Origin of the sequence: Streptomyces sp. NPDC092369 (genome assembly GCF_044755245.1) — a bacterium.
GTDB lineage: Bacteria > Actinomycetota > Actinomycetes > Streptomycetales > Streptomycetaceae > Streptomyces.
In genome coordinates this window covers 1-18,168 of the sequence record NZ_JBIVQP010000014.1, presented here as the reverse complement: position 1 = coordinate 18,168, position 18,168 = coordinate 1, and the positions used below count along the sequence as shown (strand labels likewise).

Annotated in this window: 3 protein-coding genes; all 3 read left to right on the top strand. The window is 69.6% G+C overall.

The genetic code is table 11. The features are described from left to right. A partial coding sequence (locus ACIQI8_RS44890) for an amino acid adenylation domain-containing protein (RefSeq protein WP_402365022.1) occupies positions 1-2,814 on the top strand: 2,814 nt, incomplete at its 5' end. After that, positions 2,811-7,418 (top strand): amino acid adenylation domain-containing protein, encoded by a 4,608-nt coding sequence (locus ACIQI8_RS44885; RefSeq protein ID WP_402365019.1) that lies wholly within the window; start codon positions 2,811-2,813, stop codon positions 7,416-7,418. The genes ACIQI8_RS44890 and ACIQI8_RS44885, both read left to right, overlap by 4 nt. A 33-nt stretch (positions 7,419-7,451) precedes the next feature. After that, the coding region (locus ACIQI8_RS44880; RefSeq protein WP_402365016.1) for an amino acid adenylation domain-containing protein at positions 7,452-18,168 on the top strand (10,717 nt) is incomplete at its 3' end.

The window sequence follows — 18,168 nt, the reverse complement described above, 5'->3', positions numbered from 1 at the left end:
TTGGTGGCGCTGCGGCCGGATCATGCGGCGTATGTGATCTACACGTCCGGCTCCACGGGCACGCCCAAGGGCGTCATCGTCCCCCACGCCGGACTGAGCAACCTCGTCGCGGACCGCGTCCGCCGCTACCGGATCGGGACGGACAGCGGGGTGTTCCAGCTCGTCTCACCGAGCTTCGACGTCTCCATGGCCGACATCTGGCCCACCCTGTGCGCCGGGGGACGGCTCGTACTCGCCCCGGAACGGCTGCACGACACCTCCGGCGACGAACTGACCGACCTGATGCGCCGCCACCGCGTCACCCACGTCGCCGCGACCCCCACCGTGCTCGCGCAGTTGCAGACGGACCGACTGCCCGAACTGCGCTCCGTCGTCATCGGCGGCGAGCCCGGCTCCGAGGACCTGCGGCGCCGTCTGTCGCGGGGGCGTGAGCTGATCAACGAGTACGGCCTCACCGAGGCGACGGTCGCCTCGACCGTGAGCCGTCCATTGAGCGGAGCCGGGACACCGCCGATCGGCCGGCCCATGGACAACACCCGCGTGTACGTCCTGGACTCCTTCCTCCAGCCCGTACCGCCGGGTGTGGCAGGCGAGTTGTACATCGCGGGCGTCGGCCTCGCGCGTGGCTACCTGGAGCGTGCGGGGCTCACGGCGAACCGGTTCGTGGCCTCCCCGTTCGCACCGGGCGAGCGGATGTACCGCACGGGCGACGTGGTCCGCTGGACCGACGACGGTGAACTCCTCTTCGTGGGCCGGGCCGACGACCAGGTCAAGGTCCGCGGCCACCGCATCGAACTGGGTGAGATCGAAGCCGCTCTCACCGACAGCCCCGGCGTCGCGCAAGCCGTCGCTCTCGTCCAGGAGGAACGACCGGGCCTGCGCCGCCTCGTCGGCTACGTGGCCCGGAGCGTTCCGGGGCTGGATGGCGGTGCGGTGCGCGAGCACGTCGCGAAGACGCTGCCGGAGTACATGGTGCCGGCGGTGGTGGTCGTCCTGGACGCCCTGCCGTTGACGTCGAACGGCAAGGTGGACCGGGCCGCGCTGCCGGCTCCCGATTTCGCCGAGCGGGCTGTGGGGCGGGCGCCCGTGGGTGAGTTGGAGGAGTTGCTGTGTGTGCTGTTCGCCGAGTCCCTGGGGCTGGAGCGGGTGGGCGCGGATGACAGCTTCTTCGAGTTGGGCGGGGACTCGATCATGTCGATGCAGTTGGCGTCGCGTGCTCGCAGGGCCGGTCTGGTGGTGACGCCTCGGCAGATCTTCGAGGAGAAGACCGTCGAGCGGCTCGCGGAGACGATTGCCGCAACAGGCACGCCCAGAAGCGCACTTGTGGCCGACGTTGGTGTGGGCGAGGTGCCCTGGACCCCCGTCATGCGAGTGCTCGGCGAGCGCGTGGTGGGCTCGGCGTTCGCACAGTGGATGGTCGTCGGGGCCCCGGCGGACCTGGACACCGACCTGCTGAGCCGGGCCCTGGGTGTGCTGCTGGACGGTCACGACATGTTGCGGGCGCGGGTGGTCGCCGGCGAGTTGAAGCTGGTGGTGGGCGAGCCGGGTTCGGTGGATGCGGCGGGCTTGATCACCCGGGTTGACGCGGGTGCCGGCGAGGAGTTGGACGCGGTGGCGGGGCGTGCGGCTCGTGAGGCGGTGGGCCGTCTCGACCCGGCGGCTGGAGTGATGCTCCAGGTGGTGTGGGTGGATGCCGGTGCTGGCCGGGTGGGCCGACTGGTGTTGGTGGTGCACCATTTGGCGGTCGACGGTGTGTCGTGGCGGATTCTGCTGCCGGATCTGCAGGGTGCGTACGAGGATCTGGTGGCCGGTCGTTCGCCTGTGCTCGATCCGGTGGGTACGTCGTTCCGCCGCTGGGCCGGAGTACTGGACGAGCAGGCCGTCAGCCCCGAACGGACCGCCGAACTCGACGACTGGCTAAGGGTGTTGGGACAGGACGATCCCGCCCTGGGCCGTCACCCGTTGGATCCGGCTGTGGATGTCGCCCGGACATTGCGGCGCCGTGAGTGGGTGGTGCCCGCCGGGGAGGCGGCCACGCTCGCCGGCCGTACGCCGGCGGCGTTCCACTGCGGTGTGCATGAGGTGTTGTTGTCGACGTTGGCCGGGGCGGTGGGCTGGTGGCGGCCGGATGCGGTGAGTGTTCTGGTGGATGTCGAGGGTCATGGTCGTGAGCCGGTCGGTGGTGTGGATCTGTCGCGGACGGTGGGCTGGTTCACGAGTGTGCAGCCGGTACGGGTGGACGTTGCCGGCGTCGATCTGGCGGGCGCGGCTGAAGGAGGCGCCGCGGTCGGCGACTTGGTGAAGGTGGTCAAGGAGCAGGTCCGTGCCGTGCCCGGTGACGGGATGGGCTACGAACTGCTGCGTCACCTCAACCCGGAGACGGGCGCCGTCCTTGGCGCCGCGCCAAGGGCGCAGATCGGGTTCAACTACCTGGGCCGGTTCGCGGCGGCCTCGGCGGACGCGGGTCCGGCTCGACCGTGGCAGATGGCGGGGGAGAGCGCGGTGGGTGGCTCCGCCGACCCCGACATGCCGGCGGCCTACACGCTGGGTGCCGGTGCCGTCATCCGCGACACCGCATCCGGCCCGGAGCTGACCCTCAGCCTGAGCTGGCCGGAACGGCTGCTCACCGAGGCCGAAGTGGAGGCGCTGGGCCGTGCCTGGGTGGACATGCTCTCCGGCCTCGCCGCTCAGACGGACGTTCCTGCCGCCGGCGGGCACACCCCCTCCGACTTCGGCCTTCTGAACCTCGCGCAGGACGAGGTCGACGAGTTCGAAGCGATCGCCGCACACCTCGAAGGAGGGCTGTCCCAGTGACATCAACCCGTGGCACCCAAGGATCGGCGCTCGCCGAGGTGTGGCCCCTCTCTCCGTTGCAGGAGGGCCTGCTGTTCCACGCCGGCTACGACGACCGAGGGCCGGACATCTACGGTGTCCAGTTCGTGTTGGCCATCGACGGCCCTCTCGACACGGCGCGGTTCCGGGCGTCCTGGGAGGCGTTGGTCAGGCGTCACGCGACGCTCCGGGCCGGCTTCCACCGCCGGGCCTCCGGGGAGCCGGTGCAGCTCATCATGCGCGAGGCCGCCCTGCCCTGGCACGAGACAGACCTCTCCGCACTGTCCGAGGCCGAGGCCGCGGCAAGCCTTGAGGAACTCGCCGCATCGGAACGGGTCCGGCGACTGGACCTGGCCGTGCCCCCGCTGCTGCGCCTGGTCCTGGTCAAGCTGGCCGACGAACGTCACCGCCTGGTCATGACGACCCATCACATCCTCATGGACGGCTGGTCGATGCCCGTCCTGATGAGCGAACTGTCCGCGATCTACGCCGCCGACGGTGGCACCACCGGACTCGGACGAGCGCATTCGTACGCCGAGTACCTGGCGTGGCTCGACCACCAGGACAAGGAAGCCGCAGGAGTGGCCTGGCGCACGGAACTGGCCGGCACCGAGGAGCCGACCCTCATCGCACCCTCCGATGCCACCCGGACCGCCGTACTGCCGGGCGAGGTGACGGTCGACCTCGGCCGTCAAGCCAGCTCCGCTGTGCGCGAATTGGCCCGCGCGCATGGTCTGACGGTGAACACGGTGGTGCAGGGTGCGTGGGCGTTGGTGTTGGCTCGGTTGGCCGGGCAGGAGGACGTTGTCTTCGGGGCGACGGTGGCCGGCCGGCCTCCGGAGTTGCCGGGTGTGGAGTCGATGATCGGTTTGTTCATCAACACGCTTCCGGTGCGGGTGAGTTTGGACGGCGCACGGTCTGTCCTGGAGACGCTGACCGACCTCCAGGACCGGCAGACGCAGCTCATGTCCCACCAGCACCTGGGTCTCGCCGAGATCCAGAGACTCGCGGGCGTCGGAAGCGTCTTCGACACCCTTGTGGTCTTTGAGAGCTATCCCCATGTGTCAGTCGACGCGCCAGGTCCGGAGTCCCTTTCCATCACCATCCTTGAAGGGCACCAGTCGACCAACTACCCGCTCACTCTCGGCGTTCTGCCCGGCGACTCCCTCCAGTTCCACGTCACCTATCGCCCGGATCTGTTCTCCCGGTCGGAGGCGGGGGCTGTGGGGCGGCGGTTGGTGCGGGTGTTGGAGCAGGTGGTGGCTGATCCTTCGGTGCGGGTGGCCGCTGTCGAGGTGACGGAGGTGAGCGAACGGGCGTCTGTGGTGGAGGAGTTCAACGACACCTGGCGACCCGAGGTCGGCGATTCACTGCTGGACCTGTTCGGCTCTCACGCGCGGGCGATACCTGAGGCGGTGGCGGTTCGTTCCGGCAACGAGGGTTTGTCGTATGGGGAGTTGGATGCGCGGTCGGATCGGCTTGCGCGGTTTTTGGTGGGTGCGGGGGTAGGTCGTGAACGCGTGGTGGGTCTGTGCCTGCCACGCGGGGTCGACATGGTGGTGGGGGAGTTGGCGGTGTGGAAGGCCGGCGGTGCCTTCGTGCCGTTGGATCCTGACTACCCCTCGGACCGGCTGCGGTACATGGTCGAGGACAGTGGTGCGGGTGTGGTGCTGGCCACGGCGGAGACCCTGGCCCGGGTGCCGACCGGCCCGGCCCGTGTGGTTCTCCTCGAAGAGGTGCCGGCCGATACCGGCGACGAGGACCTTCCCGGTGTCGCGGAGCTGGAGCAGCTGGCGTATGTGATCTACACGTCGGGTTCGACGGGGCGTCCCAAGGGTGTGGCGGTCGCTCATCGGGGTGTGGTGAATCTGGTGCAGGCGATGGCGCCCGTTCTGGGTGCGGGTCGTGGTGTGGTGACGTTGCAGTTCGCGTCGTTCAGTTTTGATGCAGCGATCCTGGACGTGGCGGTCGTGCTGGGGTCGGGCGGGACATTGGCGGTTGCCACTGGTGAGGAGCGTGCGGAGCGTGGTGCGTTGGCCGGGATGATTGCCGCGCACGGCGTGAGCACGGCCAGTGTGGTGCCCTCTCTTCTGGGAGTGCTGGATCCGGAGCAGGTGTCCGGTATGAACACCTGGGTGGTGGGCGCGGAACGGCTCAGTGCCGACCTGGCGGCGAAGTGGGCGCCTACGGCGAAGATCTTCAACACCTACGGCCCCACTGAGGCTACGGTCATGGTGACGGCCGGCCCTGTCGTCGACGACATCAAACCGACCAGCGAGGCGCCGGCTATTGGCCGTCCGTTGTCCAACTCGCGTGTGTACGTGTTGGATTCGTTTCTGCGTCCGGTGCCTCCGGGGGTCACGGGGGAGGTGTATGTCACGGGTGCGGGTCTGGCCCGTGGCTATGTCGCCCGCGCGGATCTGACGTCGGAGCGGTTTGTGGCCTGCCCGTTCGCGGACGGTGGGCGTATGTACCGCTCGGGTGACTTGGCCCGCTGGGACGCCGACGGGGACCTGTTCTTTGTCGGTCGGGCGGATGCGCAGGTGAAGGTACGTGGCTTCCGTATCGAACTCGGCGAGATCGAGGCCGTGTTGACGGCGCATCCATCCGTCGCCCAAGCCGCGGTCGTGGCGCGTGAGGACGGCCCCGCCGACAAACAACTCGTCGCGTATGTGGTCGCGGTCAGCGAGGCGGTGCTGTCCGGTGGTGATCTGCGGGCGTTCGCCGGTGAGCGGTTGCCCGAGTACATGGTTCCGGCGACCTTCGTGTCGTTGGACGCGCTGCCTCTGACGCCCAACGGCAAGGTCGACCGGGCCGCGCTGCCCGCTCCCGATCGCGGTGAGGGAAGTTCCGCCGGTCGCGCGCCGCAGGGCGTGGTCGAGGAACTTCTCTGCGCGCTGTTCGCCGAGATCCTGGGGCTGGAGCGGGTGGGCGCGGACGACGGCTTCTTCGAGTTGGGCGGGGACTCGATCATGTCGATGCAGTTGGCATCGCGTGCCCGCAGAGCCGGTCTGGTGGTCACGCCCCGGCAGATCTTCGAAGAGAGGACGGTCGAGCGGCTGGCGCTGGTCGCGGAGGCGACAGGCACAAGTGGGCCTGCGCGTACCGGTGATGTGGGCGTGGGCGAAGTGCCCTGGACGCCCGCCATGCGAGCGGGGGGTGAACGATCCGCTCGCCCGGGGTTCGCGCAGTGGGTGATAGCCGGTGCTCCGGCGGACCTGGACCTCGACGTGCTGGGCCGGGCGGTGGGCGTACTGCTGAACACGCACGACATGTTGCGTGCACGGGTGGCCGCAGGCGGCGAGCCGAAACTGATCGTGGACGAGGCCGATTCCGTCGATCGAGCGGGCCTGATCACTCGGGTCGCAGCAAGCGTCGACGCGGTGGACGCGGTGGCGGGGCGTGCGGCTCGTGAGGCGGTGGGCCGTCTTGATCCGGCGGCCGGGGCCATGGTCCAGGTCGTGTGGGTGGACGCGGGCCCGGGCCAGGTGGGCCGACTGGCGCTGGTGGTCCATCACTTGGTGGTGGACGGGGTGTCCTGGCGGATTCTGCTGCCGGATCTGCAGACTGCGTACGAGGATCTGGCCGCCGGTCGGATGCCCGTGCTCGATCCGGTGGGAACTTCCTTCCGCCGCTGGGCGGGGGTTCTGGCCGAGCAGGCCGTCAGTCCCGAGCGGACCGCCGAACTCGACGGCTGGCTCGCGCTGTTGGCACAGGACGACCTCACCCTGGGCCGTCGGCCGCTGGACGCCTCGACGGACGTCACCCGCACGTTGCAGCACCGCGACTGGGTGGTGCCCGCCGAACAAGCGGCCACCTTGGCCGGCCGGACCCCGGCGGTCTTCCACTGCGGTGTGCACGAGGTGTTGCTGTCGACGCTCGCCGGGGCGGTGGGTCGCTGGCGACCCGGCGCGTCCAGCGTGTTGGTCGATGTGGAGGGCCATGGCCGCGAGCCGGTCGGAGACGTCGATCTGTCACGGACGGTCGGTTGGTTCACCAGCGTGCAGCCGGTACGGCTGGACGTGAGTGACATCGATCTGGTGGACGCGGTCAAGGGCGGGGCCGCGGCCGGTGACTTGGTGAAGACGGTCAAGGAACAGTCCAACCAGGTCCCTGGTGACGGGATGGGCTACGAACTCCTGCGTCACCTCAACCCGGACACCCGTACCGCCCTCGAAGCCGCCTCCCGCGCCCAGATCGGATTCAACTACCTGGGCCGGTTCGCGGCGGCCTCGGCGGACGCGGGTCCGGCTCGACCGTGGCAGATGGCGGGGGAGAGCGCGGTCGGCGGTTCCGCCGATCCCGACATGCCCGTGGCGCACGTACTCGAAGCGGGCGCCGTCATCCGTGACACGGCCGTGGGTCCGGAGTTGACGCTCACCCTGAGCTGGCCGCGAGGCGTCCTGGCCGACGCCGATGCTCAGGCGCTCGGCGCGGCCTGGGCGGATCTGCTCGCCGGACTCGCCGCACACACCGACGCACCCGCCGCCGGCGGACACACCCCCTCGGACTTCGGGCTCCTGAACCTCGCCCAGGACGAAGTGGACGAACTCGAGGCCGAGTTCGCAGACGACAACGACTTCTAGACATCTCGACGCAAGCCGCTGAGGAGACAAGCGATGACCCGATCCCGTGTCGAAGATGTCTGGCCGCTCTCGCCTTTGCAGGAGGGGATGCTCTTCCACGCCGCGTTCGACGACGAGGGCCCCGACGTCTACCAGGGACAACGCAACTTCGACCTGATCGGACCGCTCGACGCGGAGCGACTGCGCCGGGCGTGGGAGGCGCTGCTCGCCCGGCACGCGGCGCTCCGCGCGGGTTTCCGGCGGCGCAAGTCGGGTGAGGCCGTCCAGGTCATCGCGCACAAGGTCGTACTGCCGTGGCAGGAGGCCGATGTCTCCGGGTTGCCGACGGCCGAGGCAGCCGCCGAGGTCGAGCGCCTCGTGGCCCAGGAACATGCGCGGCGTTTCAATCTCGCCACGGCCCCGCTCCTTCGCGTGCTGCTGGTCAAGCTCGGCGCGGAGCGGCATCGGATGGTTCTGACGAGCCATCACGTGGTGATGGACGGCTGGTCGATACCCGTACTCATCAATGAACTGACGACGATCTACGGGGCCACCGCCACGGCCACGACTGCGGACACCGCCACCGACGCGCGCACGGGCACCGAGACAGACATGTTCGCCGGGCTCCCTCCGGTGGCCCCCTACCGCGACTATCTGGCCTGGCTGGCGGCACAGGACAAGGAAGCCGCGCGCGACGCGTGGCGGGCGGAACTGGCCGGCACCGACGAGCCGACCCTGGTTGCGCCGGCCGATCCGGGCAGGACGCCGGTGACCCCCGAGAGCCTGATCACCGAGATCCCCGCGGAGGTGGCGCAGGGCATCGTGCGCCTGGCCCGTGCGCACGGGCTGACCGTCAACACGGTGGTGCAGGGTGCGTGGGCGTTGGTCCTGGCGAGGCTCGCCGGGCGTGAGGACGTGGTGTTCGGGGCGACGGTGGCCGGTCGGCCTCCGGAGCTGCCGGGTGTGGAGTCGATGATCGGTCTGTTCATCAATACCCTTCCGGTGCGAGTGCGGTTGGACGGCACTCGATCCGTCCTCGACCTGCTGACGGATCTCCAGGCGCGTCAGTCCGCGTTGATGTCTCACCAGCACGTGGGGCTCACCGAGATCCAGCACCTGGCCGGCCCGGGCGCGGTCTTCGACACCCTCGTGGTCTACGAGAACTACCCACTGCCCTCCGCACAGCCGGCCACCCCGGACCGCTTCGCGATCCGTCTCGCCGGCGGCCAGGAGGCGGCGCACTACCCCCTCACGCTGGTCGTGGCGCCCGGCGACACGATGCGTGTCAAACTCGACCACCGGCCGGACCTCTTCGACGGCGACGCCGCGCGGTCGGTCTTCGACCGGCTCGTGCGGGTGCTGGAGCAGATGGTGGCCGATCCCTCGCATCCGGTTGGCCGGCTCGCCGTGGTGACCGGGTCCGAGTACCGCCAGGTAGTCGACGACTGGAACGCCACGGCAGCCCCGACCGTCGGCGTCTCCGTGCCGGAGCTGTTCGCCGCCCAGGTGCGTCGAGCGCCGACCGCCACGGCCGTCGTGGACGGTCGGGCGCACCTGTCGTATGAGGAGTTGGATACGGCCGCCGCGCGGCTGGCGGCCTACCTGACGGGTACGGGCGTCGGTCGCGGCGACCGTGTGGCCGTACTGATGGACCGGTCCGCCGACCTGTTGGTGACCCTCCTGGCGATCTGGAAGGCAGGGGCCGCGTACGTACCCGTCGACGCGGACTATCCCGCCGAGCGGATCGCGTTCCTGCTGACCGACTCCGCCCCGGTGGCAGTGGTCTGCACCGAACAGACCCGCCACGCGATCCCCGCACACCTCGCCACGGACGCGCTGGTGCTGGACGCCCCTGCGGTGACGGCGGCCGTGCTGGCGACCTCGCCGCACGGGGACGACCCGCACGTGCAGGGCCCGCCCCTGTCGACGGCGGACGACCTGGCCTACGTGATGTACACCTCCGGCTCGACCGGTGTGCCCAAGGGCGTCGCCGTGCCTCACGGCAGCGTCGCCGCGCTCGTCGGGGAGCGCGGCTGGTCGGTCGGTCCGGGCGACGCCGTGCTGATGCACGCCCCGCATGCCTTCGATGTCTCGCTGTTCGAGGTATGGGTACCGCTCGCCGCGGGCGGCCGCGTGGTCGTCGCCGGGCCCGGTGCGGTCGACGCGCAGCGACTGCGCCAGGCCGTGGCCGAGGGCGTGACGGCCGCGCACGTCACCGCCGGACTGTTCCGGGTGCTCGCCGAGGAGTCCCCGGAGAGCCTCTCCGGCCTGCGTGAAGTACTGACCGGCGGCGACGTGGTGCCGGCCGCCTCCGTACGCCGGGTGCGGGAGGTGTGCCCGGAGATCGCGGTCAGGCATCTGTACGGTCCGACCGAGATCACCCTCTGCGCCACCTCGCATGTCCTGCACCCCGGCGACGAATCGCCGGACCCGCTCCCCATCGGCCGCCCGCTCGGCAACCGGCGGACGTACGTCCTGGACTCCTTCCTTCAGCCCGTACCGCCGGGTGTGGCAGGGGAGTTGTACATCGCGGGCGCCGGCCTCGCGCGTGGCTATCTGGGGCGCGCGGGACTCACGGCGGACCGGTTCGTGGCCTCCCCGTTCGCGTCGGGCGAGCGGATGTACCGCACCGGCGACCTCGTCCGCTGGACCAACCACGGTGAACTGCTCTTCGTGGGCCGCGCCGACGAGCAGGTGAAGATCCGCGGCTTCCGGGTCGAACTCGGCGAGGTGGAGGCGGTGTTGTCCGCCCACCCGTCCGTGAGCCAGGCCGTCGTCGTCGCCCGCCAGGACCGACCCGGCGAGAAGCGGCTCGTCGGCTATGTGGTCCCTGAAGGCCTCGACGCCGATCCCGCACTGGTACGTCAGCACGTAGCCGAAGCCCTGCCGGAGTACATGGTGCCTGCGGTGGTGGTCGTCCTGGACGCCCTGCCGTTGACGTCGAACGGCAAGGTGGACCGGGCCGCGCTGCCCGCGCCGGACTTCGCCGGCCAGGTGTCCGGGCGGACGCCGGTGGGCGCCGTAGAGGAGCTGCTGTGCGGGCTGTTCGGGGAGGTTCTCGGGCTGGAGCGGGTGGGCGCGGACGATGGGTTCTTCGCGTTGGGCGGGGACTCGATCATGTCGATGCAGTTGGCGTCGCGTGCTCGCAGGGCCGGTCTGGTGGTCACGCCCCGGCAGATCTTCGAGGAGAAGACGGTCGAGCGGCTGGCGCTGGTCGCGGAGGCGACAGGCGCGAGCGGCTCTGCGCGTACCGGTGATGTGGGCGTGGGCGAAGTGCCCTGGACGCCTGTCATGCGGGCGATGGGCGAGCGGGCCGCACGTCCGGGATTCGCACAGTGGGTGGTGGCCGGAGCGCCGATGGATCTTGACCTGGCGGTGCTGGGCCGGGCTGTGGGTGCGCTGCTGGACGGTCACGACATGTTGCGGGCGCGGGTGGCCGCAGGCGGCGAGTTGAAGCTGGTGGTGGGTGCGCCGGGTTCGGTGGATGGGGCCGGCTTGGTCACTCGGGTCGAGGCGGGCGTTGAGGAGTTGGACGCGGTGGCGGGGCGTGCGGCTCGTGAGGCGGTGGGCCGTCTTGATCCGGGGGCCGGGGTCATGGTCCAGGTGGTGTGGGTGGATGCGGGTCCGGGCCGGGTGGGCCGACTGGCGCTGGTGGTGCATCACTTGGTGGTGGACGGGGTGTCGTGGCGGATTCTGCTGCCGGATCTGCAGGGTGCGTACGAGGATCTGGCCGCCGGTCGGATGCCCGTGCTCGATCCGGTGGGTACGTCGTTCCGTCGCTGGGCGGGGGTTCTGGCTGAGCAGGCTGTCAGCCCGGAGCGGACTGTCGAACTCGACGCCTGGCTGGCCTTGTTGGGCGAGGAGGGCCCGACGCTGGGCCGTCGCCTCTTGGACCCGGTTGTGGATGTGGCCCGGACGTTGCGGCGCCGTGAGTGGGTGGTGCCTGCCGGGCAGGCGGCCACGCTCGCTGGTCGGACGCCGGCGGCGTTTCACTGCGGTGTTCATGAGGTGTTGTTGTCGACGCTGGCCGGCGCGGTGGCCAGTCGTCGGCCGGACATGAGCAGCGTGCTCGTGGACATCGAGGGCCATGGTCGTGAGCCGTTGGAGGGCGCCGAACTGTCGCGCACCGTGGGTTGGTTCACCAGCGTGCAGCCGGTCCGACTCGACGTGACCGGCATCGACCTGGCCGACGCCGTCGACGGTGGTGTCGCGGCCGGGCAGATCCTCAAGGCGGTCAAGGAGCAGACCCATGCCGTACCTGGTGACGGGATGGGCTACGACCTGCTGCGTCACCTCAACCCGGAGACGGCGCAGGTGCTTTCGGCGGCTCCGGCTGCGCAGATCGGGTTCAACTACCTGGGCCGGTTCTCCGCCTCGGCGGACACGGGTCCGGCCAGGCCCTGGCAGATGGCGGGTGAGAGCGCGGTCGGCGGTTCCGCGGACCAGGACATACCCCTGGCGCACGCTCTGGAAGCCGGCGCCGTCATCCGCGACACCGCATCCGGACCGGAGTTGACGGTCAGTCTGAGCTGGCCCGAGGGCGTCCTCGACGAGGCGGACGCCGAGGCGCTCGGCGAGGCATGGACGACCATGCTGTCCGGTCTCGCCGCGCACACCGCCACCCCCACCGCCGGCGGACACACTCCATCCGACTTCCCGCTGGTGGAGTTGGCCCCCTCGACGCTGGACGAGCTGGAGCCGGCGGTCCCGGACCTCGTCGACATCTGGCCGCTCTCCCCGTTGCAGGAGGGGATGCTCTTCCACGCCGCCTACGACGACGAAGGGCCGGACGTCTACCAGAGCCGGCGGACGCTGGCCCTCGACGGTCCGCTGGACACACGTCGGTTGCGGGCCTCGTGGGAGGCGCTGGTGGCACGGCACGCCGTCCTCCGGGCGAGCTTCCACGAGTGCGCGACCGGAGACTCGGTCCAGGTGGTGGCCGGGAGCGCGGTACTGCCCTGGCGCGAGGTCGACCTCTCCGGCCTGCCGGCGAACGAAGCGGAGGCCGAGGCCGACCGCCTGGCGGACGCGGAGTCGGCTCAGCGCTTCGACCTGACCCGGGCACCCCTGCTCCGGCTGCTGCTCATCCGCCTCGCCGAAAACCGGCACCGACTGGTCGTCACCAGCCATCACATCGTCCTGGACGGCTGGTCGACCCCGATCGTCCTCAACGAGGTGGCGGCCGTCTACGCCGCTCAAGGCGATGCCTCCGGACTCCAGCGGACGCAGTCGTACGGCGAGTACCTGGCATGGCTGGCGCGTCAGGACAGGACGGCGGCCCGGGAGGCCTGGCGCGCGGAACTGGCCGGGGTCGAGGAGTCGACGCTCGTGGCGCCTGCCGTCCCGGGCAAGGTGTCCGTCACTCCCAAACAGACCTCGGTCGACCTCTCACGGGAGGCAACTCGCGGCCTCGCGGCGCTGGCCCGCGCGCATGGTCTGACGGTGAACACGGTCGTGCAGGGTGCGTGGGCGTTGGTGCTCGCTCGGTTGGCCGGGCGGGAGGACGTTGTCTTCGGGGCGACGGTGGCCGGCCGGCCTCCGGAGTTGCCGGGTGTGGAGTCGATGATCGGCTTGTTCATCAACACGCTTCCGGTGCGGGTGAGTTTGGACGGCGCACGGTCTGTCCTGGAGACGCTGACCGACCTCCAGGACCGGCAGACCAAGTTGATGGCTCATCAGCACATGGGTCTGGCCGAGATCCAGGGCGTTGCCGGTCCCGGTGCTTCCTTCGACACCATGCTCATGTTCGAGAACTACCCCCGGAACTCGGTCGCCCTCTCCTCCACCGACCGGGACGACGACGCCGTTTCCATCCGCCAGTTGGACACGCTGGCAGGCACGCACTACCCCCTGGCCGTGGGCATCGCCCCGACGGAACGCCTTCAGATCCGCCTCACCTATCGCCCGGATCTGTTCTCCCGGTCGGAGGCGGGGGCTGTGGGGCGGCGGTTGGTGCGGGTGTTGGAGCAGGTGGTGGCTGATCCTTCGGTGCGGGTGGCCGCCGTCGAGGTGACGGAGGTGAGCGAACGCGTGTCTGTGGTGGAGGAGTTCAACGACACCTGGCGACCCGAGGTCGGCGATTCACTGCTGGACCTGTTCGGCTCTCACGCGCGGGCGATACCTGAGGCGGTGGCGGTTCGTTCCGGCAACGAGGGTTTGTCGTATGGGGAGTTGGATGCGCGGTCGGATCGGCTTGCGCGGTTCTTGGTGGGTGCTGGGGTAGGCCGTGAACGCGTGGTGGGTCTGTGTCTGCCGCGTGGGGTCGACATGGTGGTGGGGGAGTTGGCGGTGTGGAAGGCCGGCGGTGCCTTCGTGCCGTTGGATCCTGACTACCCCTCGGACCGGTTGCGGTTCATGGTCGAGGACAGTGGTGCGGGTGTGGTGCTGGCGACGGCGGAGACCCTGGCCCGGGTGCCGACCGGACCGGCCCGTGTGGTTCTCCTCGAAGAGGTGCCGGCCGATACCGGCGACGAGGATCTTCCCGGTGTCGCGGAGCTGGAGCAGCTGGCGTATGTGATCTACACGTCGGGTTCGACGGGGCGTCCCAAGGGCGTGGCGGTCGCTCATCGGGGTGTGGTGAATCTGGTGCAGGCGATGGCGCCTGTTCTGGGTGCGGGTCGTGGTGTGGTGACGTTGCAGTTCGCGTCGTTCAGTTTTGATGCGGCGATCCTGGACGTGGCGGTCGTGCTGGGGTCGGGCGGGACGCTGGCGGTTGCCACTGGTGAGGAGCGTGCGGAGCCTGGTGCGTTGGCCGGGATGATCGCCGCGCACGGTGTGAGCACGGCCAGTGTGGTGCCGTCCCTTCTGGGAGTGCTGGATCCGGAGCAGGTGTCCGGCATGAACACCTGGGTGCTGGGCGCGGAACGCCTCACCTCGGATCTGGCGGCACGTTGGGCGCCCACGGCGAAGGTGTGGAACACCTACGGGCCCACCGAGGCCACCGTCATGGTCACGGCTGGTCGGGTGGATGCCCGGATCGCAGCAGCGGATGAGGCGCCGGCTATTGGCCGTCCGTTGTCCAACTCGCGTGTGTACGTGCTGGATTCGTTTCTGCGTCCGGTGCCTCCGGGGGTCACGGGGGAGGTGTATGTCACGGGTGCGGGTCTGGCCCGTGGCTATGTCGCCCGCGCGGATCTGACGTCGGAGCGGTTTGTGGCCTGCCCGTTCGCGGACGGTGGGCGTATGTACCGCTCGGGTGACTTGGCCCGCTGGGACGCCGACGGTGAGTTGTTCTTTGTCGGTCGGGCGGATGCGCAGGTGAAGGTGCGGGGTTTCCGTATCGAACTCGGTGAGATCGAGGCCGTGTTGACCGCGCACCCATCCGTCGCCCAAGCCGTGGTCGTCGCACGTGAGGACGGCCCCGGCGACAAACAACTCGTCGCGTACGTCGTCTCGCGTGCCGAGGGGCTCGAGGTACCGGAGCTTCGGGAGTACGTCGGTGAAGCCCTGCCCGAGTACATGGTCCCGGCGGCCTTCGTGTCGTTGGACGCGCTGCCCCTCACCGTCAACGGCAAGGTCGACCGGGCCGCGCTGCCTGCCCCCGACCTCAGCCCGGGGGCCTCGGGCCGGGCACCCGTGGGAGAGACGGAAGAGAAGCTGAGTGTGCTGTTCGCCGAGATCCTCGGGTTGGAGCGTGTAGGGGCGGACGACGGGTTCTTCGAGCTGGGCGGCGACTCGATCATGTCGATGCAGTTGGCGTCGCGTGCTCGCAGGGCCGGTCTGGTGATCACGCCCCGGCAGATCTTCGAGGAGAAGACGGTCGAACGACTCGCGCGAGTGGTCGAGGCCGCCGAAGCCGCCGAGATCGCCGACGAGGACGACGTGGCTGTAGGGGATGTTCCCTGGACGCCCGCCATGCGTGCGATGGGGGAGCGGGCCGCTCTCCCGAGGAACGCGCAGTGGGTCGTGACGGGCGCCCCGGCAGACCTGGATCTCCAGGTCTTGGCCCGAGCCGTAGACGTGCTCCTGGACGGTCACGACATGTTGCGGGCGCGGGTGGCCGCAGGCGGTGAGTCGAAGTTGATCGTGGACGAGCCGGGTTCGGTGGATCCGTCGGCCCTGATCACTCGGGTCGAGGCGGGCGTCGAGGAGTTGGACGCGGTGGCGGGGCGTGCGGCCCGTGAGGCGGTCAGCCGTCTTGATCCGGCGGCCGGGGTCATGGTCCAGGTGGTGTGGGTGGATGCGGGTCCGGGCCGGGTGGGCCGACTGGCGCTGGTGGTGCATCACTTGGTGGTGGACGGGGTGTCGTGGCGGATTCTGCTGCCGGATCTGCAGACTGCGTATGAGGATCTGGCCGCTGGTCGGACGCCTGCACTCGATCCGGTGGGTACCTCGTTCCGCCACTGGGCGGGGGTTTTGGCTGAGCAGGCTGTCAGCCCCGAACGGACCGCGGAACTCGACGCTTGGCTGGCCTTGTTGGGCGAGGAGGGCCCGACGCTGGGCCGTCGCCTCTTGAACCCGGTTGTGGATGTGGCCCGGACGTTGCGGCGCCGTGAGTGGGTGGTGCCTGCCGGGCAGGCGGCCACGCTCGCTGGTCGGACGCCGGCGGCGTTTCACTGCGGTGTGCATGAGGTGTTGTTGTCGACGCTGGCCGGAGCGGTGGCCAGTCGTCGGCCGGACATGAGCAGCGTGCTCGTGGACATCGAGGGCCACGGTCGTGAGCCGTTGGAAGGTACCGAACTGTCGCGCACCGTTGGTTGGTTCACCAGCGTGCAGCCAGTCCGACTCGACGTGACCGGCATCGACCTGGCCGACGCCGTCGACGGTGGTGTCGCGGCCGGGCAGATCCTCAAGGCAGTCAAGGAGCAGACCCATGCCGTACCTGGTGACGGGATGGGCTACGACCTGCTGCGTCACCTCAACCCGGAGACGGCGCAGGTGCTTTCGGCGGCTCCGGCTGCGCAGATCGGGTTCAACTATCTGGGCCGGTTCGCGGCGGCCTCGGCGGACGCGAGTCCGGCCAGGCCCTGGCAGATGGCCGGGGACAGTGCGGTCGGCGGCTCGGCCGATCCCGGCATGCCCGTGGCGCACGTACTGGAAGCGGGTGCCGTCATCCGTGACACGGCTGAGGGTCCGGAGCTGACGCTCACCCTGAGCTGGCCCGAGGGAGCACTGGACACAGCCGACGCCGAAGCCCTCGGTACGGCCTGGGCGGACCAGCTCGCCGGACTATCCGCACACACCACTACTGGCGGTGCGGGTGGTCATACGCCGTCGGACTTCCCGTTGGTGGAGGTGTCGCAGGCGGGTGTGGTGGAGCTTGAGGGTGTGGTGGGGGATTTGGTGGATGTGTGGCCGTTGTCGCCGTTGCAGGAGGGGCTGCTGTTCCATGCGGCTTTTGATCAGGACGGTCCTGATGTGTATGAGGGGCAGCGGTCTTTGATTGTTGAGGGGCCTTTGGATGTGGTGCGGTTGCGGTCGGCGTGGGGGGTGGTGGTTGATCGGCATCCGGTGTTGAGGGCGAGTTTCCATTCGGGTGTGGCGGTGTCGGGCGGTGCGGTCCAGGCGGTGTCGGGGCGGGTCACGGTGCCCTGGACCGAAGCCGACGTGTCCATGCTGGCCGAAACCGAAGCGGCGGCCGAGGTCGAGCGGTTGTCCGCGCGGGAGCGTGCTGACCGCTTCGACCTGGCCCAGGCGCCGCTGGTGCGCGTGCTGGTCGTGCGGCTGGCGGCGGAGCGGTACCGGATGACGGTGACGAGTCATCACATTGTGCTGGATGGTTGGTCGTTGCCGGTGTTGGTGGGTGAGGTGTCGGCGGCGTATGCGGCGGGTGGTAGTGGGCGTGGGCTGCCGGTGGTCGGGTCGTATCGGGAGTATCTGGCGTGGTTGGCGGTGCAGGACAAGGAGGCTGCGCGGGCGGCGTGGCAGCGGGAGTTGGCGGGTGTGGAGGGGCCGACGTTGGTGGTGTCGGCGGAGTCGGTGCGGTCGGTGGTGGTGCCGGAGCGGGTGCGGTTCTCGCTGGAGGAGGAGTTGTCGCGGGGGCTGGTGGAGGTGGCTCGGGCGCATGGTCTGACGGTGAACACGGTGGTGCAGGGTGCGTGGGCGTTGGTGTTGGCGCGGTTGGCTGGGCGGGAGGATGTTGTTTTCGGGGCGACGGTGGCTGGCCGGCCTCCGGAGTTGCCGGGTGTGGAGTCGATGATCGGTTTGTTCATCAACACGCTTCCGGTGCGGGTGAGTTTGGACGGTGCTCAGTCCTTGCTCGGTCTGTTGGCGGATCTCCAGGCGCGTCAGTCGGCGTTGATATCGCACCAGCATGTGGGGCTGCAGGAGATCAATCAGTGGGTGGGTGAGGGGGCGTCCTTCGACACGTTGGTGGTGTACGAGAACTACCCGCGCGCCGCCAGCGAACCCCAGTCCGGCCCCGACGCCATCACCATCCGCCCGGCCGACGTACCGGAGGACACCGGGCACTATCCCCTCACGTTGATCGTCGCGCCCGGCGACCCCATGCAAGGTGACTTGATCTATCGGCCGGATGTGTTGAGTCGGGTGCGGGCGGGTGAGGTGTTGGCGTCGTTCGTGGGGGTGTTGGAACAGTTCGTCGCGGACTCGTCCCGGTTGGTGGGACGGGTGGGTGTGGTGGGTGCGGCTGGTCATGAGCTGGTGATCGACGTATGGAACCGGACGGCGGTGCCGTGGGTGCCTGGGGTGTTGCCGGAGTTGTTCGCTGCTCGGGTGGTGGTGTCGCGTGAGGCGGTGGCTGTGGTGGGTGGTGATGAGTGGTTGTCGTATGGGGAGTTGGAGAGTTGTGCGGCTCGGTTGGGTCGGTTGT